25 protein-coding genes are annotated in these 21,797 nt (G+C 44.6%); 18 read left to right on the top strand and 7 right to left on the bottom strand.

Features of this window, described 5'->3' with window-relative positions; genetic code table 11:
• Positions 1-68: 68 nt before the first annotated feature.
• From MHI51_RS22480 to MHI51_RS22470, 3 genes are read left to right on the top strand one after another with little or no spacing between them, the layout of a single operon-like run.
• Positions 69-917 carry a sugar phosphate isomerase/epimerase gene (locus MHI51_RS22480; RefSeq protein ID WP_076217950.1) on the top strand — a complete coding sequence of 283 codons (849 nt, stop codon included), beginning with the start codon at positions 69-71 and terminating at the stop codon, positions 915-917.
• A gap of 20 nt (positions 918-937) precedes the next feature.
• Positions 938-1,951, top strand: a complete 1,014-nt coding sequence (locus tag MHI51_RS22475; protein WP_076217949.1) for a Gfo/Idh/MocA family protein — start codon at positions 938-940, stop codon at positions 1,949-1,951.
• Positions 1,952-1,982: 31 nt separating this feature from the next.
• Positions 1,983-2,996 carry a Gfo/Idh/MocA family protein gene (locus tag MHI51_RS22470; RefSeq protein WP_076217948.1) on the top strand — a complete coding sequence of 338 codons (1,014 nt, stop codon included), beginning with the start codon at positions 1,983-1,985 and terminating at the stop codon, positions 2,994-2,996.
• Positions 2,997-3,073: 77 nt separating this feature from the next.
• On the opposite strand, the gene MHI51_RS22465 is transcribed toward MHI51_RS22470, so the two are convergent.
• On the bottom strand, positions 3,074-3,283 hold the full coding sequence (locus MHI51_RS22465) for a hypothetical protein (RefSeq protein ID WP_076217947.1): 210 nt from the start codon (positions 3,281-3,283) through the stop codon (positions 3,074-3,076).
• 204 nt (positions 3,284-3,487) lie between these two features.
• Between MHI51_RS22465 and MHI51_RS22460 the strand changes: the two genes are divergently transcribed.
• From MHI51_RS22460 to MHI51_RS22445, 4 genes are all read left to right on the top strand, one after another.
• Positions 3,488-3,802 (top strand): hypothetical protein, encoded by a 315-nt coding sequence (locus MHI51_RS22460; protein WP_076217946.1) that lies wholly within the window; start codon positions 3,488-3,490, stop codon positions 3,800-3,802.
• 118 nt (positions 3,803-3,920) lie between these two features.
• The gene (locus MHI51_RS22455; protein ID WP_076217945.1) at positions 3,921-4,454 is read left to right on the top strand and encodes a hypothetical protein; all 534 of its coding nucleotides are present in this window, start codon (positions 3,921-3,923) and stop codon (positions 4,452-4,454) included.
• 97 nt (positions 4,455-4,551) lie between these two features.
• The gene (locus MHI51_RS22450) at positions 4,552-5,670 is read left to right on the top strand and encodes a DNA alkylation repair protein (protein ID WP_405173272.1); all 1,119 of its coding nucleotides are present in this window, start codon (positions 4,552-4,554) and stop codon (positions 5,668-5,670) included.
• Complete coding sequence (locus MHI51_RS22445; protein WP_405173271.1) at positions 5,667-6,239, top strand: type 1 glutamine amidotransferase family protein; 573 nt, start codon at positions 5,667-5,669, stop codon at positions 6,237-6,239. Before MHI51_RS22450 ends, MHI51_RS22445 begins: the two co-directional genes overlap by 4 nt.
• Before the next feature lie 67 nt (positions 6,240-6,306).
• On the opposite strand, the gene MHI51_RS22440 is transcribed toward MHI51_RS22445, so the two are convergent.
• Positions 6,307-6,900: a hypothetical protein gene (locus tag MHI51_RS22440; RefSeq protein WP_076130242.1), complete on the bottom strand. Its 594-nt coding sequence runs from the start codon at positions 6,898-6,900 to the stop codon at positions 6,307-6,309.
• 208 nt (positions 6,901-7,108) lie between these two features.
• On the opposite strand from MHI51_RS22440, the gene rnhA reads away from it, so the two are divergent.
• The 3 genes from rnhA to MHI51_RS22425 are packed head-to-tail and all read left to right on the top strand — an operon-like array spanning position 7,109 to position 8,913.
• Complete coding sequence (gene rnhA / locus MHI51_RS22435; protein WP_076184205.1) at positions 7,109-7,765, top strand: ribonuclease H; 657 nt, start codon at positions 7,109-7,111, stop codon at positions 7,763-7,765.
• A gap of 44 nt (positions 7,766-7,809) precedes the next feature.
• Positions 7,810-8,478, top strand: coding sequence for a uracil-DNA glycosylase (gene ung, locus MHI51_RS22430; RefSeq protein ID WP_076130244.1), 669 nt, complete (start codon positions 7,810-7,812; stop codon positions 8,476-8,478).
• Between the two features lie 30 nt (positions 8,479-8,508).
• On the top strand, positions 8,509-8,913 hold the full coding sequence (locus MHI51_RS22425) for a hypothetical protein (protein ID WP_036683006.1): 405 nt from the start codon (positions 8,509-8,511) through the stop codon (positions 8,911-8,913).
• Positions 8,914-9,023: 110 nt separating this feature from the next.
• On the opposite strand, the gene MHI51_RS22420 is transcribed toward MHI51_RS22425, so the two are convergent.
• Together MHI51_RS22420 and MHI51_RS22415 are read right to left on the bottom strand one after the other, a co-directional pair.
• Positions 9,024-10,133: an AI-2E family transporter gene (locus MHI51_RS22420; RefSeq protein ID WP_076130245.1), complete on the bottom strand. Its 1,110-nt coding sequence runs from the start codon at positions 10,131-10,133 to the stop codon at positions 9,024-9,026.
• Positions 10,134-10,323: 190 nt separating this feature from the next.
• Positions 10,324-10,596: a hypothetical protein gene (locus MHI51_RS22415; protein ID WP_076130246.1), complete on the bottom strand. Its 273-nt coding sequence runs from the start codon at positions 10,594-10,596 to the stop codon at positions 10,324-10,326.
• Positions 10,597-10,847: 251 nt separating this feature from the next.
• Here MHI51_RS22415 and MHI51_RS22410 point away from each other — a divergent pair, with 251 nt between their 5' ends.
• From MHI51_RS22410 to MHI51_RS22390, 5 genes are all read left to right on the top strand, one after another.
• Positions 10,848-11,612 carry a DeoR/GlpR family DNA-binding transcription regulator gene (locus MHI51_RS22410; protein ID WP_339244350.1) on the top strand — a complete coding sequence of 255 codons (765 nt, stop codon included), beginning with the start codon at positions 10,848-10,850 and terminating at the stop codon, positions 11,610-11,612.
• Positions 11,613-11,729: 117 nt separating this feature from the next.
• The gene (gene pfkB, locus MHI51_RS22405; protein WP_405173270.1) at positions 11,730-12,641 is read left to right on the top strand and encodes a 1-phosphofructokinase; all 912 of its coding nucleotides are present in this window, start codon (positions 11,730-11,732) and stop codon (positions 12,639-12,641) included.
• Positions 12,642-12,679: 38 nt separating this feature from the next.
• Positions 12,680-14,608: a fructose-specific PTS transporter subunit EIIC gene (locus tag MHI51_RS22400; protein WP_076217942.1), complete on the top strand. Its 1,929-nt coding sequence runs from the start codon at positions 12,680-12,682 to the stop codon at positions 14,606-14,608.
• 175 nt (positions 14,609-14,783) lie between these two features.
• Positions 14,784-15,284: a Crp/Fnr family transcriptional regulator gene (locus MHI51_RS22395; RefSeq protein ID WP_076217941.1), complete on the top strand. Its 501-nt coding sequence runs from the start codon at positions 14,784-14,786 to the stop codon at positions 15,282-15,284.
• A 315-nt stretch (positions 15,285-15,599) separates the two neighbouring features.
• Positions 15,600-16,271 carry a YitT family protein gene (locus MHI51_RS22390; protein ID WP_076130250.1) on the top strand — a complete coding sequence of 224 codons (672 nt, stop codon included), beginning with the start codon at positions 15,600-15,602 and terminating at the stop codon, positions 16,269-16,271.
• A gap of 254 nt (positions 16,272-16,525) precedes the next feature.
• Here MHI51_RS22390 and MHI51_RS22385 read toward each other — a convergent pair whose 3' ends face one another.
• A complete protein-coding gene (locus tag MHI51_RS22385; RefSeq protein ID WP_342410018.1) occupies positions 16,526-17,422 on the bottom strand; it encodes a rhodanese-related sulfurtransferase in 897 nt (298 codons plus the stop codon).
• Between the two features lie 302 nt (positions 17,423-17,724).
• Between MHI51_RS22385 and MHI51_RS22380 the strand changes: the two genes are divergently transcribed.
• A complete protein-coding gene (locus MHI51_RS22380) occupies positions 17,725-18,519 on the top strand; it encodes a TIGR00266 family protein (protein ID WP_038572584.1) in 795 nt (264 codons plus the stop codon).
• Between the two features lie 719 nt (positions 18,520-19,238).
• Here the strand turns inward: MHI51_RS22380 and MHI51_RS22375 are convergent.
• Positions 19,239-19,742 carry a hypothetical protein gene (locus MHI51_RS22375; protein WP_405173269.1) on the bottom strand — a complete coding sequence of 168 codons (504 nt, stop codon included), beginning with the start codon at positions 19,740-19,742 and terminating at the stop codon, positions 19,239-19,241.
• A gap of 212 nt (positions 19,743-19,954) precedes the next feature.
• Here MHI51_RS22375 and MHI51_RS22370 point away from each other — a divergent pair, with 212 nt between their 5' ends.
• The gene (locus tag MHI51_RS22370) at positions 19,955-20,272 is read left to right on the top strand and encodes a transposase (protein ID WP_036683594.1); all 318 of its coding nucleotides are present in this window, start codon (positions 19,955-19,957) and stop codon (positions 20,270-20,272) included.
• Positions 20,221-21,147, top strand: coding sequence for an IS3 family transposase (locus MHI51_RS22365; protein ID WP_405174072.1), 927 nt, complete (start codon positions 20,221-20,223; stop codon positions 21,145-21,147). The genes MHI51_RS22370 and MHI51_RS22365 overlap by 52 nt, the downstream gene beginning before the upstream one ends.
• Here MHI51_RS22365 and MHI51_RS22360 read toward each other — a convergent pair.
• On the bottom strand, positions 21,128-21,640 hold the full coding sequence (locus tag MHI51_RS22360) for a hypothetical protein (protein WP_405173268.1): 513 nt from the start codon (positions 21,638-21,640) through the stop codon (positions 21,128-21,130). The two genes, MHI51_RS22365 and MHI51_RS22360, sit on opposite strands and share 20 nt — an antisense overlap.
• Positions 21,641-21,797: the final 157 nt, after the last annotated feature.

The following is a 21,797-nucleotide window of genomic DNA, read 5'->3' as shown; positions in this document are numbered from 1 at the left end:
CAAGGATATAAGCGCATTTAGGGCAGAATCTTAAAAAACGGAAAATAACAAATTTGAGGAGGATTCAGATGAAAAAGGGAATAAACATTTGGTCGTTTCGCGAAGGTACTGAGATCGAAGAATGTGCACGTCTGGCTAAAGCGGCAGGTTTCGACGGAATTGAGTTATCTTTGAATGAATCGGGTGAACTTGGCCTGCAAACCACTGTGAAAGAAGCTATTAAGATCAAAAATTCCATTCAGGAGATGGGGTTAGAAATTGCAGGACTGGCGACAGGACTATATTGGTCATATGCCATGACAAGTGAATCCGCGGCGAACCGGACGAAGGCTATCGATGTATGTAAAAAACAATTGGAGCTGGCAGCAACACTTGGCGTAGATACGATTCTTGTCATTCCTGGTGCGGTTGGTGTGGATTTTATTGAGGGCTGTGAAATAGTCGATTATGAAAAAGCTTATGATCGAGCCTTGAAGGCGATCAGTGAACTGGCTCAAGATGCAAAAATGGCGGGTGTTTCTATTGGGATTGAAAATGTGTGGAATAAATTCCTGCTGTCTCCGCTCGAATTACGTTCTTTTATAGATGCTGTAGGCTCCAATTATGTAGGTTCCTATCTGGATGTAGGGAATATCGTTCATTCTGGTTATCCAGAGCAGTGGATACGGATTCTAGGTCATAGAGTCAAGAAGGTGCATTTCAAAGATTACCGCCGGGCAGCCGGAGGACTTCATGGATTTGTTGATCTACTTGCTGGGGATGTGGATTATCCTGCTGTTATGGAAGCACTGCAAGAGATCGGCTACAGCAATTATGTTACTGGAGAAATGATACCGCCATATACGCATTATTCGGAGCAAATCATTTTTAATACTTCTGCAGCGATGGATGCTATTTTAGGACGCACTAGTTACTAAGTTTAAGAGAGGTGAAGGCTGTGCTCAGAGTGGGGCTGGTGGGTTTTGGATTTATGGGCCGAATGAACTTTGATCAGTATGTTCAATTGCAGGAAGACGGCCATCCGATTTCTCTGGTTGCCATTTGTGACCCGCAGATTAAAGTCCTTAAACATACTAAATCCGCGGGGAATATGAACACAGCCCACGAGGTATATGATTTATCCCCTTACAGCCTTTATGAGAATTTGGAGCATATGCTCGAAAAAGAAGAACTAGATGCTATTAGCCTTGCAGTACCTACGTACTTGCATGCTGAAATGACTTGTTCGCTGCTGGAACGAGGGTATCATGTGTTCTGTGAAAAGCCGATGGCGAGACATTCCGCAGAAGCTTGGAAGATGGTAGCGGCGGTGCAAAGCAGCGGAAAAAAATTGCTGATTGGTCATTGTCTTCGCTTCTGGCCGGGATATGAATATTTGAAGGGGATTATAGCTAGCGGTGAGTTCGGTGGAGTGACAGAGGCTTATTTTTACCGGGGTTCCGGTGCTCCTAAAGGGTGGTTGGTCAATGATGAGCTAAGTGGCGGCTGTATGCTGGATATGCATGTACACGATACGGACATCATCCATCACTTGTTTGGGAAACCGGATAAAGTATCAACGCTTGGGCGGAAGGTTTTACCGGGAAGTGGCTATGATATCGTCTCCACTCATTATTTTTATCAGGATGGAAAAGTGGTCAATGCCCAAGCGGACTGGACACTGGAAGGCGACTTTGGTTTTTACATGGGCTATCGGATTAATTTTGAACGGGGAAATGTAGTCTTTGATGGCGCGGAAGTTAAGGTAAATCCTAATCGTCAACCGGGGTTCATTGCGAAGCTTTCTTCGCATACCGGATATTACAGAGAGTTGGTATATTTCTTGAAAATCATCCAGAACGATGAGCCAGTGACCCTATGTATGCCCGAAAGTGCTGCCCAGTCCATAGAAATCATTGAGGCTGAAATCCAATCGGCTGATCAGGAAGGGGCCTGGATACGGATACGTTAAGTAACATACTTTTAGTAAAGGAGACTTCACGATGTTGAAAATAGGTTTGATCGGCTTTGGATTTATGGGCCGGATGCATTTTGATAATTATGTGCGCTTAACGGAAGAGGGGCAGCCCATTGCCCTTAAAGCCATCTGTGATTTGCGAATTGAGGAATTAAAGGATGGAAAAGCAGGCGGGAATATGAGCACTGCCCAGGAAGTCTATGATTTGTCAGCTTACAATCTATACGATGATCTGGAGAAAATGATAGCCAGTGAGGAACTGGATATGATCGACATTGCGGTTCCTACTTATCTGCATGCGGAAATGACTTGTTCGCTGCTGGAACGTGGATATCATGTTTTTTGTGAGAAACCGATGGCTAGAACTTCCGTACAAGCGCTGGAAATGGTGGAAACGGCAGCCCGCTGTGGGAAAAAACTGATGATCGGACATTGTCTCCGTTTTTGGCCGGGGTATGAATATTTAAAAGAAGTGATAGAGAGCGGGCAGTTCGGTCAGGTCACGGAAGGGTATTTTTACAGGGGATCTGGTGCTCCTAAGGATTGGTTTCTTGATGAGACACTAAGCGGTGGAGGCATTATGGATATGCATATTCACGATACGGATATGATTAACTATCTGTTCGGCAGACCGGATAAAGTATCATCCTTAGGACGTAATGTCCTTCCGGGTAGCGGATATGATATCGCATCGACTCACTATTTTTATAAGGATGCAAAAGTAATTAATGCTCAGGTGGATTGGACGCTGGAAGGTGATTTTGGTTTTTACATGGGGTACCGGGTTAATTTTGAACGTGGAAATATAGTGTTTGATGGCAGCGAGGTCAAGGTCAATCCGAATGACGGGGCAGGCTATTTAGCGGAACTTTCACCGGATGTTGGCTACTATAGAGAGCTTGTATATTTTCTGGATGTTATTATCCAGGATAAGCCTATTATTATTTGTACGCCAGAGAGTACAGCGGAGTCTTTAAGAATCGTGGAAGCAGAAATGAAGTCAGCGGATGCTGAAGGCGAATGGATTGTGCTAGATTAGTTGTGTGTAGAGTGAATAAGGACGTGAGCTGGAAGAGGATCATTCACAATGACCTTTTTCCAGTTCACGTCCTTTTGTCATCGCTGAAATTTGGTGTTGTCTCTTGCATAATGGGATACTGATCCGTCATATCTTCTCAGCCGTACTTGTTCGTCAGAGAACAGTTCAACAATTCCTGAAGCAACCTCTGAATACATTCGATCAGGATCAAGCTGTAGCGCAGAAATATAGGTTTGGGATAAGGCAGCTATAAAAAAATCAATATTTTTCACTAATGTTTGTGGCATGTTATTCCCTCCGGTGACATCTTGTACATGATGATATTTTAACCATAGGAGTTATTTTACCATGATTTATCGTTGAGTTTTAGGAAGAATTCTTTGGTAAAAGTCGAAAATATGAGAAATTTGGTTGAAATTGTATTTAAGATCGTCTTTAATGAAACGAAGAGGGTAATTTTACCACTCTAAATAAATTAAGGGGATTACATAATGAAAGACTATGAAGTGCTGGAAATTAACAAAAAGAGTTTTTTTAAAACAACTATCTATTTTATGATCATTCCTACACTGCTATTGTTTATAGTAGGTTTAGGGATGGTGGTGGTCGGGCTTATCATTAAAGAGACGTTTATTGTTTTTATGGGTATCCCTTATTTGATTATGCCGGTTATTTTGATACTCATTTATGGGTTGGTGGGTATGCTGGTAGCGCTGGTATATAACAAGCTGGCGAAGAGATTCGGAGGACTAGAACTGAAAATAGTGGAGAAAGACCCTCCGGTTGAAGCAAACTATTTACCATAACCCGAAGTTACTAAAGGGCAGGTATTGCGATGATTTCGCTACCTGTCCTTTTTTATTTTTAATTTGAAAAGAAACCGGGGAATGGATATGATTTGGATAATGAAAGGATGATTGCCAGATGACCGAACCGACACAAAGAGCCAAGGAGCTGTACATTCAGTTTTTGGGTCATTTTTTAAATATGCATAAAGCAGGAGTACTTAAGGAGTACAAGAGTTTTGAAATTCCAAGAGAAGTGGAGCTGGAATGGCTGCAGGAATGGGCTACGGAGCACGTCAAGCAGTTGTCGATACGGGACTGGGATGCGATTACGATACTGGAATCCATCTCGCGGAATTATCAGGATAGCTGGATTGTGGAAAAAGTGGCTTCTTTTGCTTCGAGGAATATTATGAGCGCTGATAGTTTGGTTAGACTGATTTATGCGGAAAAAATGCTTGAAATCATTCGTTCTCATAACCAAGTGATCACAAAAGAACTGTTATTTCAAGGCTGTAAGGTTGCTGTACAAATTCTCGAGGATGTAATCTCACAGCCGCTGGTCATTGATCCTGGACACGAACTTAAAGAACATAACCTTAAAGATAAGCGCGCGTTAAACAGTCGAGCCCGACAAGGGATTGAAGAGGTGAAGGTACTTATTAATTCTTAGCTGCCAAAGTTGACATACTGTTGTCAAATTGGGTGTGCTACGATTTCATGACAGAATCAAGTCTGCTGATTTAAAAAAGAAAATGAGGGATTATCGAATGGCTGAACCTTTAAAAGCAATGTACAATGAACAATTTCTGCGTGAGTTCGGCGAAAAGATTCGTGGCGTACATAATGTCTTCGAGACAGAGGCATTTGTAAGCTCAGCCATGACTGAACCGTGGGAAACGCTTGAGCTGAAGGCGAGAATGCGGCGGATCACCGAGACGTTGGGCAGCCACTTACAGCTTCCTTATGAGGAAGCGCTGGCTATCCTATTCGCCATTGCTAATGATTGTGTAGGATTTCCTTATTTGATTTTTCCGGATTTTGTTGAGGTATATGGCCAGGAAGACGATCATTGGGAATTGTCTATACAGGCGCTGGAAAGATTCACAGCGAAATCATCGGCTGAATTTGCAGTTAGGCCGTTTCTCTTACGGGAACCAGAGCGCATGATGGCTCAAATGCTGGTATGGGCGGAGCACCCTGATGAGCATGTACGTAGGCTGGCTAGTGAGGGCTGTCGGCCTCGTCTGCCTTGGGGACAGGCGCTTCCCATGTTCAAGCTTGACCCGGCGCCGGTATTACCTGTACTTGAGCAGCTTAAGGCGGATACATCCCTGTATGTGCGTAAAAGTGTCGCTAATCATTTGAATGATATTGCGAAGGATCATCCGGAAGTGGTGCTCGATACCGCTCGGCGCTGGAAGGGAACACATCCCGATACAGACTGGATTGTGCGGCACGGCTGCCGTTCTTTGATTCGTAAAGCTGAGCCAGAGATTATGGCTTTATTCGGATACGCAGAGCAGACGGACGAAGCTGCTCCACTTATAACGAGTGCCTTCATTCTATTGGAACCTTCAATCCTGACCATTGGCGAAAGCTCTGAATTACAGTATAAGCTTCAAGTTCGTGAGGGAGCTCCGGCACGGATTCGGATTGAATACGGAATCTATTTCGTGAAAGCGGCAGGTCGAACCTCCCGTAAATCTTTTTTGTTATCGGATAAGACCGTACCTGGAGGTACAATTCTGTCAGGTAAACGGACACATCGTTGGGCTGATTTAACAACTCGGCGTCATTATCCAGGAGAGCACCGGATTGTGCTGCTGGTAAATGGGCGAGAAGTGGCGGAAGTGGGGTTAGAACTTAAAGGGGGTGCTAATATATGAGAAAAGAAGTTTTGATGTTTCTATCCAATGGCTACGCTGATTGGGAAAGCGGATATATTAGTGCCGAACTAAATAAGCCGGAAAGTGAATATAAAGTAAGCACAGTTGCTTTAACTAGCGACAATGTCAAATCTATGGGTGGATTTACTGTTGTACCTGACTATACTATAGACAGTTTACCTGCTCAGTATGAAATGTTGATTTTAATCGGGGGCACAGGCTGGAAAGATAATTCAGCTATTACTCCAGTGATTGAAAAATGTTTACAGGAAAGTGTACCTATAGCCGCAATATGTGACGCTACAACTTTTTTGGCTGAACATGGCTATTTAGACAACATACCGCATACCGGAAATTCATTGGATTATTTAAAACAAAATGCTCCTAATTATAAAGGAGAAGCAAATTATATAGAAAAACAGGCAGTTTCGAGTGAATATATTATTACTGCTAATGGCACAGCTTCTTTAGAATTTGCAAGGGAAGTTATGAAGAAGTTAGAGGGTTTCCCAATCGAAGCCGTCGAGGGATGGTACAAATTTTTCAAAGATGGTTTTTATCAAGAATAAGGGTGTATATAAAAAAAAGGTGGTCTCAAGTCTTAACGACTTCAGATCACCTTTTTGGGGTTGAAGCTTATTTTTTCACTTCTGTAACACCAGTTACTTTTCCTTGATCGGATGAATTAAAGGTGGATTTATATTGATCGTTTGCGAAGTAGACATTGCCTTCAACGGTTGCGTTCACCAGGGTAAAACCATCCGCTTCTACGTATACATCTCCAATAAAGGTTCCGCCTTGGATGCGGGCGTTTTTACTCTTGATGGTCAATTTTGGAGCAGTCAGTTTAAAGGAGTTGGTGATGTTGTGATCCGCATCTTGTGTGTATAGAGCAATTTTTCTGGCGGGTTCCTCTTTATTCATGAATTCTCCATCCACCACGAGATCTTCGGTGAAGGTTAAGTCTTTAAGTGTAGCAGCAATCCAGGTTCCTTCTGGACTGATGGCGCGTTTGAAGGCTTCTTCATTATCTACTACGGAAGCTGAGGTTACAGCATCTGTGGTGTTATTTTGATTATTAGCGGTGCCTGTATTATTAGTGGTTCCCGCATTATTCGTGTTCTCAGGAGTGCTTGTTGCAGTAGCATTATTGGCATTGTTTGTTGCATTTCCACATCCGACCATTAACACAAAAGCAAATACCGCAGCAACACTTGCTATCTTTCTCATCTGTATAACCTCCCTAAGTAATTGTACTGATATCCTTCGAGCTTACTATAGAGTGATTAGTTAGTAATTTACCAATCAATCTACAAATGGTAATATAGGCCTGGACATCTCTGGCGTATAGTATGACCTGAAAAATGTGATTTATCCGATGAATTCACGAGCAATATGGATTACAATAAGTACAGGCAGTAGAAAAGGAGCATTATCCATGGCCAAACAGAAATATTATGTAGTCTGGGAAGGTAAACAACCGGGAGTCTATAGCACTTGGGCAGAATGCCAGGCACAGACAGATCATTATACCGGTGCAAAATATAAATCCTATGAATCTAAAGCAGCAGCTGATGCGGCATATAAAGCGGGCTGGAAGGGGAATTGGGGAACAGGGGCAGCTGGAGCAGCAAAGTCTAAGGGGACAAGTTCTTTTAAACGCAGTGCTACAGTAGAGACCTCTGAGGAGATTGATTACAACAGTATTTCAGTAGATGTGGGGACTCGTGGTAATCCGGGGCCTGTTGAATATAAGGGTGTAGATACACAAACGGGAGATATCATTTTCTCCTGTGGTCCGATCAAAAAGGGCACTAATAATTTAGGCGAATTTTTAGCGATTGTTCATGCCTTGGCGTTGTTAAAGAAAGAGGGAAGCGATAAAACGGTCTACAGTGATTCAGTAAATGCAATGAAGTGGGTGAAGCAGAAGAAGGTGGCAACAACCTTGCCGCGCGATTCTTCAACAGAGGAAATTTGGGTGCTTATTGATCGGGCAGAGCGTTGGTTGCAAACCAATACATATGACAATAAGGTGCTCAAGTGGCAGACCAAAGAGTGGGGCGAGATCAAAGCGGATTATGGTCGGAAATAAAAAAGCTATATCGCTATGGTTTCGGTTAAAGGAGGAGTTTGGGGATGTTTGGCAACGATTGGGATGAGGTATTGCAGGATGAAATGCAAAAGCCCTATTTTCTAAAATTAATGGACGCACTAACACAAGAATATAAGGAACATACCGTTTATCCGCCAAAAGAATTATTGTTCACAGCGTTGAAATTAACGCCTTATAAGGAGACCCGTGTAGTTATTTTAGGTCAAGATCCTTATCATGGTCCCGGACAAGCGCACGGACTAAGCTTCTCTGTAAATCCGGGGGTACGTATCCCTCCGTCACTGCGCAATATTTATGCAGAGCTGAAAGAGGACGTCGGTGTACCTGTTCCGAACCACGGCTCTTTACTGCACTTAGCAGAGCAGGGAGTGTTGTTGCTGAACACCGTGCTGACGGTACGTGAGGGTGAGGCTGGTTCGCATAAAGGTCTGGGCTGGGAGACATTCACAGACACTATTATGCAAAAGCTAAATGAAAGATCTACGCCCATGGTGTTTATATTATGGGGAAGTCATGCGCAGAAAAAAGGCGCATTCATCGACCAAAGCCGGCATAAGGTGCTGCAATCGCCTCATCCAAGCCCACTTTCATCGCATCGTGGATTTTTTGGCAGTCGTCCGTTCTCAAAGACCAATCAATTTTTAGAGTCGCAGGGAATGGCAGGAATAGATTGGTTCATTCCGGACTTATAATTTATGGAGTGATGCGAAGGGGAGGTAGCTATGAAGCATTGGGTAGGTAAACCCGTTATAATGTACTGCGGAGAGAAACCTTATACCATTATGAAGGGAATCCTGCGCAAATGGGACCTTTCCGCATCGGTGGCGGTGATTGGCCATCAGGAAATTGCTGTGCCGTTTCGGGATATTGTTGTTATTAAGGCTCTGGCTCCAAAAGAAAGAGCGCTGCCTCCAGTTCTCCATTCCGTGGGTTATGTGATGAGGGATCGGCAGCAATTTGACAATGCAGTGTATTTTAAATCGGCGGTTAGTGTCTGGAAAGAAGATCAGCTTATTGCCTTTAATACGATTATTACCTCACATACGAAAGGTTCAGTTACTCTTCAGAACGGCCAAAACCTGATGAAGGGCAATCACATCTTTGTAGTTCGTTCTTTACGAGGGTGATTTCAGGCACCTGTAAAGAATAAAAAAGGGTACGACTCCGAGTGATTGGAGACGTACCCTTTTTTATTTTATAGATAAGCTCCGCCCGTTCACGAAGTAGATTACAACCGTTATAGCTCCTCTTTTTTGATAGGCTCAGTTTCATCTATCCGGTCTGCAATAATAATCTCATACACGCGCAGGAAAACAATTTTTATAATCATATAAACAGGGAGCGCAATAAGAACTCCGATAATACCGTAGAAGTCTCCACCTATAAGGACAAGGATGACCGTAGTCAGTGGATGAACATCCAATGATTTTCCGTAAATAATCGGTGAGAGTACATTATCCTGGATCTGCTGGGCAATGAAGATTACAACCAGGGACCATATGGCCATCGTCGGTGATTCAATGAAACCCACTATAATTACCGGAATCGCTGCTAAGAATGATCCCACATATGGAATGAAGTTAAGGGGCACTGAAATTACGGCGAGCAACAGGGAGTAAGGCAGTCCGATGATAAGGAACCCTATATATAACATAATACCGAGTACGACATTTAGCACCACGCGTGTGACGATGAAGCTGCTTAAGGCGCTGTCGATATCTCCAAACATCTCTTGGCCTTCCTTACGATATTTTCTCGGAATTAAGCCTTGAAGTTTAGGCGATAGCTTATAGTCATCTTTTAGCATGTAGTACAGAATGATGGGCAAAGTTGCAATTAACACTACAATGCTGGATACAACGCCGATCAAATTGGACATGGAATTGGTAACCCAGGTAATAGTATCGCTAAGAAATTCTGATAAACGGGCTGCGACGTCGGAATCCCCTTTGAAAAAACGCGAAAGTGTCGGATTCTCCCTCAATGCATTGAACTGATCCTGCAAACCTTGCACGAGGTAGGGAGTGTTATCAATAAAGTTCTGAATTTGTTCTTGCAGTGTCGGCCAGACTAGAATCCAGAAGAGGACGAACAAGCCGGCAATCAGAAAATAAATGAGCAGGATGGAGAACGCCCGGTTTAATTTTCTTTTCTCAAGGATTCTTACTAACGGACGCAGCAGGTAGTACATGAACCCTGATAACATCATGGGAACAAGTAATAATTTGAAAATGGCACCCAGTGGGGCGAAGAGAAACATTACTTTGGAGCCTAAGTACAAAATCAGTAAAAAGGCGATAATAGCAAGGCTTGTCCGAAAATACTTCTGTTGTGGCAATAAAAACATCCCCCAAAATTCAAATTTATGTCTATGTAGTTTAATAACCCTAATTTACAAGTATTGATTCAAAAGCGGGCAATTCCTTTTAGGTAGTTCTTGGCATACCCATATAGAGGTTCTAGTTACAAAGGTTACGCCAAGTAAAAAGTTCGCAATTTAACAAGGGGGTATAACTATTTCTCTGCTTTTTCACAGATTATCTTGACTTTCGTCTATGAGATTTTCTAGTGGATAAAGTGAAGATTTCAGGAACTACATCTTCGCCTCCGGTTTCTTTGGTAACTTGTCTTGCTTTAACAAGAGATAAAAAGGAAAAAATCTCACCTAAGGCTACAAGTCCAGCTGCGATGATCTCATAATCCTCAGCGCTAAGTTCTGCGGATTCCACTGGATTATTGTTATTGGTGGTCCCATTCTTATTAGCATTGCTGTTGCCTTTATTTCTCCCGCTGTTTCTTCCATTGGCCATTTCTGATCACCCGCTTTTCCCGGTATGTATTATTAATATGTTATAAATGCCGCATATGAGATAGGCAATTCGGATGTAATTTTGCACTGTCTCTTTTTAGCACTTTACACAGGATGAAAACGCTGTTAAAATCATAAACGAGCACAAACGATCAATAACGGTCATATATAATCGATTAACGGTCAATAAAATTCATAGATGAGCGCAAGGAATTGCACAGGTCGCGCTGTCACATAAAGGAGCGAGCCACGATGATGTTTGAGGAAGAGAGAAAACAAAAAATCGTGCTTTTTGTGGAAAAAAACTCCAGAGCTTCTGTACAGGAGCTAAGTCAGGAAATGGGCGTATCTGAGTCTACTGTGCGCCGTGATCTGAAGGAGCTGGAAGAAGCCAAACTATTAAAGCGTACTCATGGCGGAGCGGTTTCCCTGCAGAGCGTCAATTTTGAAGCGGCTTATCCTGATAAGGAAGACCATTTATTGGATGAGAAGCAACGGATTGCCCGTAAGGCCGTGGAGATGATTCAGGAGGGGGACGCAATACTGCTTGATGCAGGAACAACAACACTGCAGATTGCCAGAGAGCTGAAGAACTTTTCGAATATCAAAGTCATTACGAACTCGATTATGGCGCTGAATGAGCTGCGGGATTGCCGCAATATCGAAGTCTCAATTACAGGCGGTATGCTTCGCCCGGATACGATGGCTTTTGTTGGACCGATGACAGAACGTTCCTTAGATATGGTGAGAGTAGATAAAACTTTTCTTGCCACTAATGGACTGGATTTGCGGGAAGGCATCACAACTCCGAACATGTTAGAGGCAGCTACAAAACGCAAAATGATCGCAGTCGCCAAGCAAGTTATTCTACTGGCAGATCACAGTAAGCTGGGGCAGATATCCTTTAGCAAGGTTGCAGATGTGACGGAAATGGATCATTGCATTATAGATTCAGGAGCGTCTGACAAATTCATCCGTGAGATCACGCAATTGGGTGTGGATTTCACGCTGGTATAAATTTTATATAGGATAAGCAATTATGAATTACCGTGTGATCGTTTGGAGAAATTACAGATGCCGTACTTGTGATCGGTAATCTATGGCTTAGAAAACCAACATAATTGAGGGATAATCATGATCTATACTGTAACGCTTAATCCTTCCATTGATTATATCGTGGAAGTGGAAGATTTGAGACTGGGTGACTTGAACCGGATGAAACGTGATTTGAAGCTTCCGGGAGGGAAGGGAATTAACGTATCCCGAGTGCTTAATCAGCTTGGGGTTCAGAATAAGGCTATGGGATTCCTTGGAGGCTTCACCGGCCGATATATTGAGGATTGGTTACACGAAGAGTCAATTTCAAGCGATTTCGTGTTTGTTTCTGATGATACGCGGATTAATATCAAGCTCAAGCATGGAGAGGAAACGGAGATTAACGGTGTTGGACCCGTCATTCATGATCCTGAAGCCAATACACTATTGCAAAAGCTGGCTGCCCTGAACGCGGAGGATGTAGTGATTTTGTCGGGAAGCGTTCCCCCATCACTGGGTGCAGATTTCTATGACAAGCTTATAGCTGTGTGCAAACAGAGCGGAGCGGAATTCGTCATTGACACTACTGGTGCTGCACTTCAAAAAGCACTGGCGTATCAGCCATTGCTGGTTAAACCGAACCATCATGAGCTTGCAGAGCTGTTCGGCGTAACCATAGATACGAGGGAAGAGATTATTACTTATGGACGCAAGCTGCTGGATGCAGGAGCGAAAAATGTACTGGTTTCCATGGCGGGTGAAGGGGCTTTGTTCATTACGGAGCAAGGGGTATACCACGCCAACGCACCATCAGGTAAAGTGAAAAATTCTGTAGGTGCAGGAGATTCCATGATCGCTGGTTTTGTAGGGACACTGTCTTTGACAGGAGACTTGTTGGAGGCGTTCCGTGCAGGCGTTGCCTCGGGCAGTGCAACCGCATTCTCTGATGACTTAGCGGACAGAGAATTCATTGAACAGCTGAGACCGCTGATCCAAATCTCAGAAGTGTAAGCCGACAGCATTCAAAGTACTTAAGGGAGTTGAGCATGATGAGAATAACGGATTTAATGATAAAAGAAACGATGATCATGGATCTAAAAGCTACAGCTAAGGAAGCTGCAATTGATGAATTGATTGCGAGTCTTGCTGCAAGTGGCCGAATTAATGATCCGATCCTTTTTAAAGAGATGATTCTGAAGCGCGAAGAGCAGTCCAGCACTGGGATTGGCGGCGGCATTGCAATGCCGCACGCTAAGACTAAAGCGGTAAATGAAGCGACGGTTGTATTTGCTAAGAGCGCAAAGGGAGTGGAGTTTGAATCCCTTGATGATGAGCCAGCACGTATCTTCTTTATGATTGCCGCTCCAGAAGGAGCAGGCAATATGCATCTTCGTACACTGGCCTCATTGTCCAGACTACTGATCGATAGCGAGTTCATTGAACAGCTTATGAATACTCAGACTCCTGACGAGGTATCCGCTTTGTTTGATGCCAAGCAGGCGGAAGGTGAAGCTAAGGAGAAAGAGAACGAAGCTGCTGAAACTGCCGCGAAGTCAGAGCCTGAACGTGTAATCGTGGGCAACCCGGATTCCCAAGCTTTTGTCGTAGCTGTAACTGCTTGTCCTACAGGCATTGCACACACTTTTATGGCTGAAGATGCCCTTAAGAAAAAAGCTCTGGAAATGGGAGTTAATATCCGTGTAGAGACGAATGGTTCAGAAGGGGCCAAAAACGTACTTACCCCTGATGAGATTCGGCGTGCAAGCGGTGTAATTGTTGCAGCTGATAAAAAGGTGGAAATGGCCCGTTTTGACGGTAAACCTGTACTGCAAAGACCTGTAAGTGATGGCATCCGTAAGCCGGAAGAGCTTATTCGTAAAGCTATGAATGGGGAAGCGCCGATTTATCACAATGAAGGTCGCGGTGGCAATGACGAAGGGTCTAAAGAGAAATCTGGCAGTATCGGCAGTAAAATATATAAGGACTTAATGAATGGGATCTCCCACATGCTCCCGTTTGTAGTCGGTGGCGGTATTCTGCTAGCAATCTCCTTCCTGATTGAACAAGTAGGTGGAGCAGATCATCCGCTGTTCCAGTTACTGCAGACAATTGGTGGCGGAGATGGTGCCTTCCATTTCCTAATTCCAGTCCTTGCTGGATTTATAGCGCTTAGCATTGGTGATCGTCCGGCTTTGATGCCAGGTATGGTTGGGGGTTACATGGCCTTGAATTCCAACGCTGGGTTCCTCGGCGGGCTGGCTGCTGGTTTCTTGGCGGGTTATGTAATTATCGGATTACGTAAAGTATTTGCAGGACTGCCTAAAACACTTGACGGACTGAAGCCGATCCTGTTATATCCGGTATTCGGGCTTCTAATTACCGGTGGATTGATGTATTACCTGTTCGATCCGGTCTTTAGCTGGATCAATGTAGGACTGATTGATTGGCTTAATGATCTTGGAACTGTTAATGCTGTTATTCTGGGTCTGGTTCTCGGTGGCATGATGGCCATAGATATGGGTGGACCTTTCAATAAAGCTGCTTATACTTTTGCCATCGGTGTATTCACTACCAGTGGCAATACCAACGGCTTCATGATGGCTGCTGTAATGGCGGGGGGGATGGTGCCTCCACTTGCAATAGCACTGGCTTCTACTTTCTTTAAGAATAAATTCACGGAAGAAGAACGTAAATCAGGCTTAACGAACTATGTGCTGGGCTTGTCGTTCATTACGGAAGGGGCCATTCCATTCGCCGCAGCCGATCCGCTTCGTGTCCTAACCTCTTGTATTCTTGGTTCGGCCGTTGCTGGAGGTCTTACACAGCTTTGGAATATCAACGTGCCGGCTCCGCATGGCGGGATCTTTGTAGCTGCCCTTTCAAGCCACGCGCTGTTGTTCCTCTTAGCTGTTCTGATCGGTTCGGTCATCTCCGGATTGATGCTCGGATTATGGAAGAAACCGCTTGAAGCAAAGTAACTTTATAAGCAAATTGAACTGCTGGGTGCCAGAATTTTCATTCTGGTGTCCAGCAGTTTTTGCATGGATTTTAATCACCCGCCTCCTCGCCCATAGGTAGATTTATCTCCATAAATGAGGTTTAATTTTATATAATTGAAAATATATATAATCAGAAGGAAAAGGAGCGAGCGAGATGATATTACATAAGGGGGAAGTCTTGTTCCGCCAAGGAGACAGCTGTGATTTTTTATTTAAGGTAAAAAGCGGGCTGTTCAAGGTCACAAGACTTCATGAGAATGGGAACATGGTGTTATTCAACATCCTGTATCCCGGTGAGATGGTTCCCCATCATTCACTCATTTCGCCAAAGGAGGCGCATGGAACGGCAGTTGCGATGATGAAGAGCGAGGTGGAGGCAGTTCCATCAGCAGAATGGTATCAACAGCTGCGGGAGGATTCTGGTCAAGCGATGGAAATCGCCAGACTGCTTCAGGAGAAGGTACGGTTTATGCAGACACGGCTGGATCATCTTACTGTAGGTACGCCTGCAGAACGTATGGAATTGTTAACCCGCTGGTTTAATGACTACTCTCATGGCGCAGCGCTAACAGAGTTATTGACCCAGGAAGAAATAGGACAATTGATCGGTGTAAGACGTGAAACAATCAACCGTTTGCTGCGGAGTACAGAGTGATTCCTGCTTTTTTCTGGCAAACTGTTTAGAGTAGGGTGGCTCCGTGGTATAATGTAAACAGAACTTATCAAATTAGAGAAAGGATCAGGATACCATGTGTCCCCGAAGGACGATTCCCCAAAGGACGATTTGGAAACGTTATGATCTGTCTTATACTTAGCTTCCCTGTAGAAGGTGCGTAAACCGTTGTTACTTGACGAACCGCCTCTGCGAGGGGAAGGAGTATATATATGCGAAGGAGCAATACCTCCGGTTTTACCCGTCGTAGAGGTTGGTGGGACGTCTAGCCGCCATATACGATAAGGGGAGACCTGTATGAGGAACCACAATTACGGAGTGAATGTACTGCTCCGGTTGACAGTCATTTTGTTTGGAACATTTTTGCTTGCATTTACTTATTATCACATCAATTTTCAGAATCATTTGTCAGAGGGCGGATTCGTAGGATTATCGCTGCTTGGCAAATACGTATTAGGAATTTCACCTTCGATTTCAACTCTGCTTCTAGACGTTCCAGTACTCTTGATAGCATGGATGTTCAAAGGGAAAGCGTTCGTGTGCAACACTTTTGTTTCTGTAGGAGCTTTTACAATCTTCTATGGTCTCATGGAACGTTATTCCGGTTTGGTCATCAACTTGCAGGACAATTTGGCATTAGCAGCTCTATTGTCCGGCGTACTGACAGGTTTAGGAGCGGGAATTATCCTGCGGAGTGGCGGGGCTAGCGGTGGAGACGATATTTTGTCGCTGCTGGTTAGTGAATGGAAGGGAATCAAAGTAGGTACGGTATTCATCATGATGGATGTAATCGTTCTGGCACTATCACTCTTTTATATGCCTGTTAAAGAAACGATGTATACAGTGATGGCAGTAGTCGTAGCCGGCTATGTGATCACCTTTACAACCTCTTTAGGCAAACCAAAGCTAGTGAAGGCGCCAAAGATTCAATCTACACTGCGTAAACCGCATGATGGTACGGTAATGTGAAGAAGGCTGGTATAAACAGCTTATTCGGGGATATACTACATTTAAGGTCAGCCAGAGTTTCTGGTTGACTTTTTTTTGCTGGATATGACGTATATAATGGGTGCAGTCCTTAGGGGAGTTGCTCGGACGTTTCGCTCATAACAAAAGGTGACGTACAGTGAAAATCCTGTACACCACCTTTTAGTTAACTTAAGACTCACTAGTGCTCGTCTTTGAATCGTGTTGAAACAATTGCGGCCAGCTTGTCCTTTTATTTAGCCCACGGCATTCGTGATTGCTTCGCATTCGTCCGAGCAATGACCACTGTGCTGTGTTTCACAGTCCTCACAGCAAATATGCTGAAGATGACAAGCATCGTTAGCACAATTGATAAATTGGTCAGCTGGCTGACCGCAGTGATGGCATCGTCCGACAACGATATCCCCGTCGGTATGATTAATCTGTACGGAAATCCGCTCATCGAAGACATAACATTTTCCATCAAACAGTTGGCCCTGTACCTCAGGGTCTTTACCGTAAGTCACAATGCCGCCATCCAGCTGGTACACCTGTCCAAAACCTTCCTTCATCATAAACCCGCTTAATTTCTCGCAGCGGATCCCGCCTGTACAGTAGGTCAGGATTGGTTTATCCTTAAGGTCGCTCATATTCTCGCGAATCCAGTCCGGGAATTCTTTGAAGCTGTCTACTTCGGGGCGGATGGAGCCGCGGAAATGACCAAGATCGAATTCGTAACCGGTACGACCATCCAGAATCACCACATCGTCGCGCTGCATCATTTCATAGAAATCTTTAGGCGCCAGATGCTTTCCGGTAATCACGTTAGGGTCCAGTTCATCCTCGACCCGGAACGTCACGAGTTCTTTTTTATAACGAACGAAGATCTTTTTGAAGGCATGACCCTCAGCCTCATCGATCTTGAAGACGATATCGCTAAACAGAGGGTTTGCGCGCAAATCCTTCATATATTGCTCGGTTTGGGCAACCGTACCTGATAGTGTTCCGTTAATGCCTTCATCTGAGATGAGAATTCGTCCCTTTACATCAAGCTCTTTGCAGTAAGCCAAATGCTCCTGGGCGAATAGTTCTGCATCCGGCACTTTTACAAATTTATAGTATAGCAGAATTGCATATTCCGATTGTGGATTCATTCATTTCACCTTTATCATTAGAATTAGACTACTAAATAAACATTTAAGTATAAAAAGTATTGTAACATATTATCAAGTATTGACAAGAGATATGGTACAGTAACCTGAAGAAAGCTGGTATAAATAACATTTTTCAGGGATACCAGGATTAAGGTCAGCCAGAACTTCTGGTTGATTTTTTTTGCTGGATATAGGCGGTTTTCATGGATAGTTAGGATTAGCGAAACCGTGAACCACAACGCACGTATATATTTTCATTCATAAGTCACATGTTGACTTTAATTATAAGGAGGAACTGCGGGATGAGTGCTCATGAGATTGATTATGCCATTATGGGTGAGGAAATACAGTGTGTAGAGGTGCAGCTTGACCCAGGAGAGAGTGTAATTGCCGAAGCCGGGAGTTTCATGATGATGGATCAGGAAATAACAATGGAGACGATATTTGGCGACGGCAGCGGAGGCTCGCGTGGAAGTGGGTTGATGGGAAAGCTGATGGGCGCGGGCAAACGTCTGTTGACAGGTGAAAGCTTGTTTATGACCGTCTTTACACACAGTGGTTCTTATGGACGTAAAAGTGTCACCTTTGCTGCTCCGTACCCAGGCAAAATCATCCCGCTCGACCTGCAGCAATACGGTGGAAAAATCATCTGTCAAAAGGATTCATTCCTTTGCGCGGCAAAGGGCGTTTCAATCGGTATTGAATTTCAGCGTAAGCTGGGTACCGGCTTTTTTGGTGGTGAAGGTTTTATTATGCAAAAGCTGGAGGGTGACGGACTTTCATTTGTACACTCTGGTGGTTATGTTATGGAACGCACACTTCAACCGGGAGAGACGCTTAAGCTGGACACTGGCTGTCTAGTCGCTATGACGTCTTCGGTGGATTATAATATTGAGTTTGTAAAAGGGGTCAAAACTGCGTTGTTCGGCGGCGAAGGCCTGTTCTTCGCAACGTTGCGCGGACCCGGCAAGGTGTGGGTACAGTCGCTGCCATTCAGCCGAATGGCCGATCGCATCCTGTCCGCTGCCGGCAACAGCGGTCGGAAAGAAGAAGGAAGCGTACTTGGCGGACTAGGCAATCTGCTGGATGGTAGATAAGTCTGCGTGAGCGCATTGCACAGCGTGGAAGTAGAGGATATATAGAATGTGGAGTGAGCGTGTGAAGTGCTGAGTAGATGAGGCAGAGAGCGTGCGAAATATGGAGTGAGCGTGGCATTGCTGAGCATATGAGGCAAAGAGCGTGCGAGATGTGGAGTGAGCATGGAAATGCTGAGCATATGAGGCAAAGAGCATACGAAATGTGGAGTGAGCGTGGAAATGCTGAGCATATGAGGCAAAGAGCGTGCGAAATGTGGAGTGAGCGTGGAAATGCTGAGTATATGAAGCAAAGAGCGTGCGAAATGTGGAGTGAGCGTGGAAATGCTGAGCATATGAAGCAAAGAGCGTGCGAAATGTGGAACATACGAGGTATACAACATTACAAGAGGACGCGTCGTTTCAGCGGTGGCGCTATAGGGTGTGGTGAAACAAGGGCAGAAATGCCCTTGTTTTGCTGTAAAGGTTTAGTATCGTGTGAGACAAGGGCAAAAGTGCCTTTGATTTGTATGTATTGGCTAGTGTGGCGCGAAAGAAGGGCAATAATGCCTTTGATTTGCTCGAATGAGCTAGTGTGGCGCGAAAGAAGGGCAAAAGTGCCTTTGATTTACTCGACACTGTCAAATGTACGGTATAAATCCCGTAGAATGGAGCCGATGAAGCGTATATGGTCAGATGTACGGTATAAATCCCGTAGAATGGAGGCGATCGAGCGTATACGGTCAGATGAGCGGTATAAATCCCGCAGAATGAAGCTGGTGGAGCAGTTGCGGCCAGATGTACGGTATAAATCCCGCAGATAGAGCCGATGGAGCACATATAGCCAAATGTACGGTATAAATCCCGTAGAATGGAGCCGATCGAGCGTATACGGTCAGATGTACGGGATAAATCCCGCAGAATGGAGCCGATGGAGCGTATACGGTCAGATGTACGGTATAAATCCCGTAGAATGGAGCCGATCGAGCGTATACGTCCAGATGTACGGTATAAATCCCGTAGAATAGAGCCGATGGAGCACATATAGCCAAATGTACGGTATAAATCCCGTAGAATGGAGCCGATGAAGCGTATATGGTCAGATGTACGGTATAAATCCCGTAGAATGGAGGCGATCGAGCGTATACGGTCAGATGAGCGGTATAAATCCCGCAGAATGAAGCTGGTGGAGCAGTTGCGGCCAGATGTACGGTATAAATCCCGCAGATAGAGCCGATGGAGCACATATAGCCAAATGTACGGTATAAATCCCGTAGAATGGAGCCGATCGAGCGTATACGGTCAGATGTACGGGATAAATCCCGCAGAATGGAGCCGATGGAGCGTATACGGTCAGATGTACGGTATAAATCCCGTAGAATGGAGCCGATGAAGCTAGAATAAAAAGTGGACAGTAGTTAACAGACTGGCGATAATGAGTCCACGGAGGTGTGTTCACATGGGAGAACATCGACAACGGTATAACGAAGAGTTTAAAAAACAGACAGTGCAGTTCATTCAAGAGCAAACAAAGACAGTGGGCGACTTGGCGGAAGAGCTTAACATCCCAAAAAGTACCCTGCATCAATGGATGAGCCAGTATCGAGAACTAAAGAATGAACCGGCAGCTAGCGTGGATCGAGTACGGGAACTCGAGGCACAGTTGAAAGAAATGAGCCGTCAACTTCAAGAAAAAGATAACAAGATTGCCGATGTGGAAGAGGAATTAGCGATCGTAAAAAAAGCAGTGCACATCTTCAGCAAACCAAGGAACTGAGATTCCAGTTTATTGAAAAACATCGCTCCGAGTTTCTCTTGGAGAAGATGTGCATGACCCTACATGTGTCACGGAGCGGGTACTACAAGTGGCGGACAGAAAAAACCAGTACGCATATGCTTCGTAAGGCTGCGATAATGAAGCGAATTCAGTATCATTTTACAGACCATCAAAAGCGGTATGGGAGTCCGAAGATCACCCGCCTGTTACATCAAGAAGGTTATACCGTTACCGAACGCACGGTGAGTGTGTACATGCGACATATGAAGCTTCGCTCCATTGTCTCCAAAACGTATCGGGTACAGACCACTGACTCCAATCATGACCATCCGATTTCCCCGAATACGCTGAACCAGCAATTTAAAATACGCAGACCCAATTCAGTATGGGTTACCGACATTACGTACATTCCTTGCCGGGGAGGGCGCTTGTACCTGGCTAGTGTGATGGACCTTTGCACGCGCGAAATCGTGGGGTGGCGCTTGGAGAACCATATGGAAACTAGCTTAATTTCGGGCGCCTTACAAGATGCTTACGAAGCTAAACAACCGGAAAAGGGTCTATTACATCACTCCGATAGAGGTTCTCAATATACTTCTCATGAATACACGAAGCAGTTGAAAGCGTATGGCATGGAGTCCAGCATGAGCCGCAGAGGTAACTGTTATGATAACGCCTGTATCGAGTCGTGGCACAGCATTTTGAAAAAGGAGCTCATTTATTGTAATCCGCGATTCAAAACTAAGGAGCAAGCCTACCAAACACTTTTTCAATATATTGAGTTTTACTATAACCGCAAGCGAATGCATGGCGCGCTGGGGTATCTTTCTCCAGTTCGTTTTGCTGAGCAATTGACTAGAATGTCTGTTGCGTGACTGTCCACTTTCTTGACAGAGGTCCACGATGGAGCATATATAGCCAAATACGGTATAAATCCCGTAGAATAGAGCCGATCGAGCGTATACGTCCAGATGTACGGGATAAATCCCGCAGAATGAAGCCGATCGAGCGTATACGTCCAGATGTACGGTATAAATCCCGTAGAATAGAGCCGATCGAGCGTATACGTCCAGATGTACGGTATAAATCCCGTAGAATGGAGCCGATGGAGCGTATACGGTCAGATGTACGGTATAAATCCCGTAGAATGGAGCCGATGGAGCATATATAGCCAAATGTACGGTATAAATCCCGCAGATGAGCTACTCCAACAAGCAATAAGTTACTTATGTTCGATGGGATATCACCGTTCGGCGTCTGCAATATCAACTTTACATTGTCCTCCACTACCGCTATCGCTACCACTACTACCGCTATCGCTATCGCTACCACTACTACCGCTACCACTACCACTGCTACTGCTACCACCACCACTCCTACACTATCACCACCACTCCTGTATCTTTAAACCAATTTATAGTTTGTTAGAGCCGTAATGAGCTATGCTCATTTACGGTTTTTTATGTTTTTTAAGTAATGGTTGGCCGAAGTAGATGACCACTCAGGTACAATTGGGATAGTTTAA

The sequence above is a fragment of the Paenibacillus sp. FSL H8-0260 genome, from assembly GCF_045040625.1.
GTDB lineage: Bacteria > Bacillota > Bacilli > Paenibacillales > Paenibacillaceae > Paenibacillus_AQ > Paenibacillus_AQ odorifer.
The sequence above is the reverse complement of the archived record's forward strand: the minus strand, read 5'-3'. Positions and strand labels throughout refer to the sequence as shown.

Coding starts and splice junctions, on each gene's coding strand:
- MHI51_RS22455 (WP_076217945.1), top strand. CDS start 3,921: ATGACCGAACCGACACAAAGAGCCAAGGAGCTGTACATTCAGTTTTTG.
- MHI51_RS22380 (WP_038572584.1), top strand. CDS start 17,725: ATGAGTGCTCATGAGATTGATTATGCCATTATGGGTGAGGAAATACAG.
- MHI51_RS22480 (WP_076217950.1), top strand. CDS start 69: ATGAAAAAGGGAATAAACATTTGGTCGTTTCGCGAAGGTACTGAGATC.
- ung (WP_076130244.1), top strand. CDS start 7,810: ATGTTTGGCAACGATTGGGATGAGGTATTGCAGGATGAAATGCAAAAG.
- MHI51_RS22370 (WP_036683594.1), top strand. CDS start 19,955: ATGGGAGAACATCGACAACGGTATAACGAAGAGTTTAAAAAACAGACA.
- MHI51_RS22390 (WP_076130250.1), top strand. CDS start 15,600: ATGAGGAACCACAATTACGGAGTGAATGTACTGCTCCGGTTGACAGTC.
- MHI51_RS22395 (WP_076217941.1), top strand. CDS start 14,784: ATGATATTACATAAGGGGGAAGTCTTGTTCCGCCAAGGAGACAGCTGT.
- MHI51_RS22420 (WP_076130245.1), bottom strand. CDS start 10,133: ATGTTTTTATTGCCACAACAGAAGTATTTTCGGACAAGCCTTGCTATT.
- MHI51_RS22460 (WP_076217946.1), top strand. CDS start 3,488: ATGAAAGACTATGAAGTGCTGGAAATTAACAAAAAGAGTTTTTTTAAA.
- MHI51_RS22375 (WP_405173269.1), bottom strand. CDS start 19,742: ATGTGCTCCATCGGCTCTATCTGCGGGATTTATACCGTACATCTGGCC.
- MHI51_RS22425 (WP_036683006.1), top strand. CDS start 8,509: ATGAAGCATTGGGTAGGTAAACCCGTTATAATGTACTGCGGAGAGAAA.
- pfkB (WP_405173270.1), top strand. CDS start 11,730: ATGATCTATACTGTAACGCTTAATCCTTCCATTGATTATATCGTGGAA.
- MHI51_RS22385 (WP_342410018.1), bottom strand. CDS start 17,422: ATGAATCCACAATCGGAATATGCAATTCTGCTATACTATAAATTTGTA.
- MHI51_RS22465 (WP_076217947.1), bottom strand. CDS start 3,283: ATGCCACAAACATTAGTGAAAAATATTGATTTTTTTATAGCTGCCTTA.
- MHI51_RS22445 (WP_405173271.1), top strand. CDS start 5,667: ATGAGAAAAGAAGTTTTGATGTTTCTATCCAATGGCTACGCTGATTGG.
- MHI51_RS22470 (WP_076217948.1), top strand. CDS start 1,983: ATGTTGAAAATAGGTTTGATCGGCTTTGGATTTATGGGCCGGATGCAT.
- rnhA (WP_076184205.1), top strand. CDS start 7,109: ATGGCCAAACAGAAATATTATGTAGTCTGGGAAGGTAAACAACCGGGA.
- MHI51_RS22400 (WP_076217942.1), top strand. CDS start 12,680: ATGAGAATAACGGATTTAATGATAAAAGAAACGATGATCATGGATCTA.
- MHI51_RS22410 (WP_339244350.1), top strand. CDS start 10,848: ATGATGTTTGAGGAAGAGAGAAAACAAAAAATCGTGCTTTTTGTGGAA.
- MHI51_RS22450 (WP_405173272.1), top strand. CDS start 4,552: ATGGCTGAACCTTTAAAAGCAATGTACAATGAACAATTTCTGCGTGAG.
- MHI51_RS22415 (WP_076130246.1), bottom strand. CDS start 10,596: ATGGCCAATGGAAGAAACAGCGGGAGAAATAAAGGCAACAGCAATGCT.
- MHI51_RS22440 (WP_076130242.1), bottom strand. CDS start 6,900: ATGAGAAAGATAGCAAGTGTTGCTGCGGTATTTGCTTTTGTGTTAATG.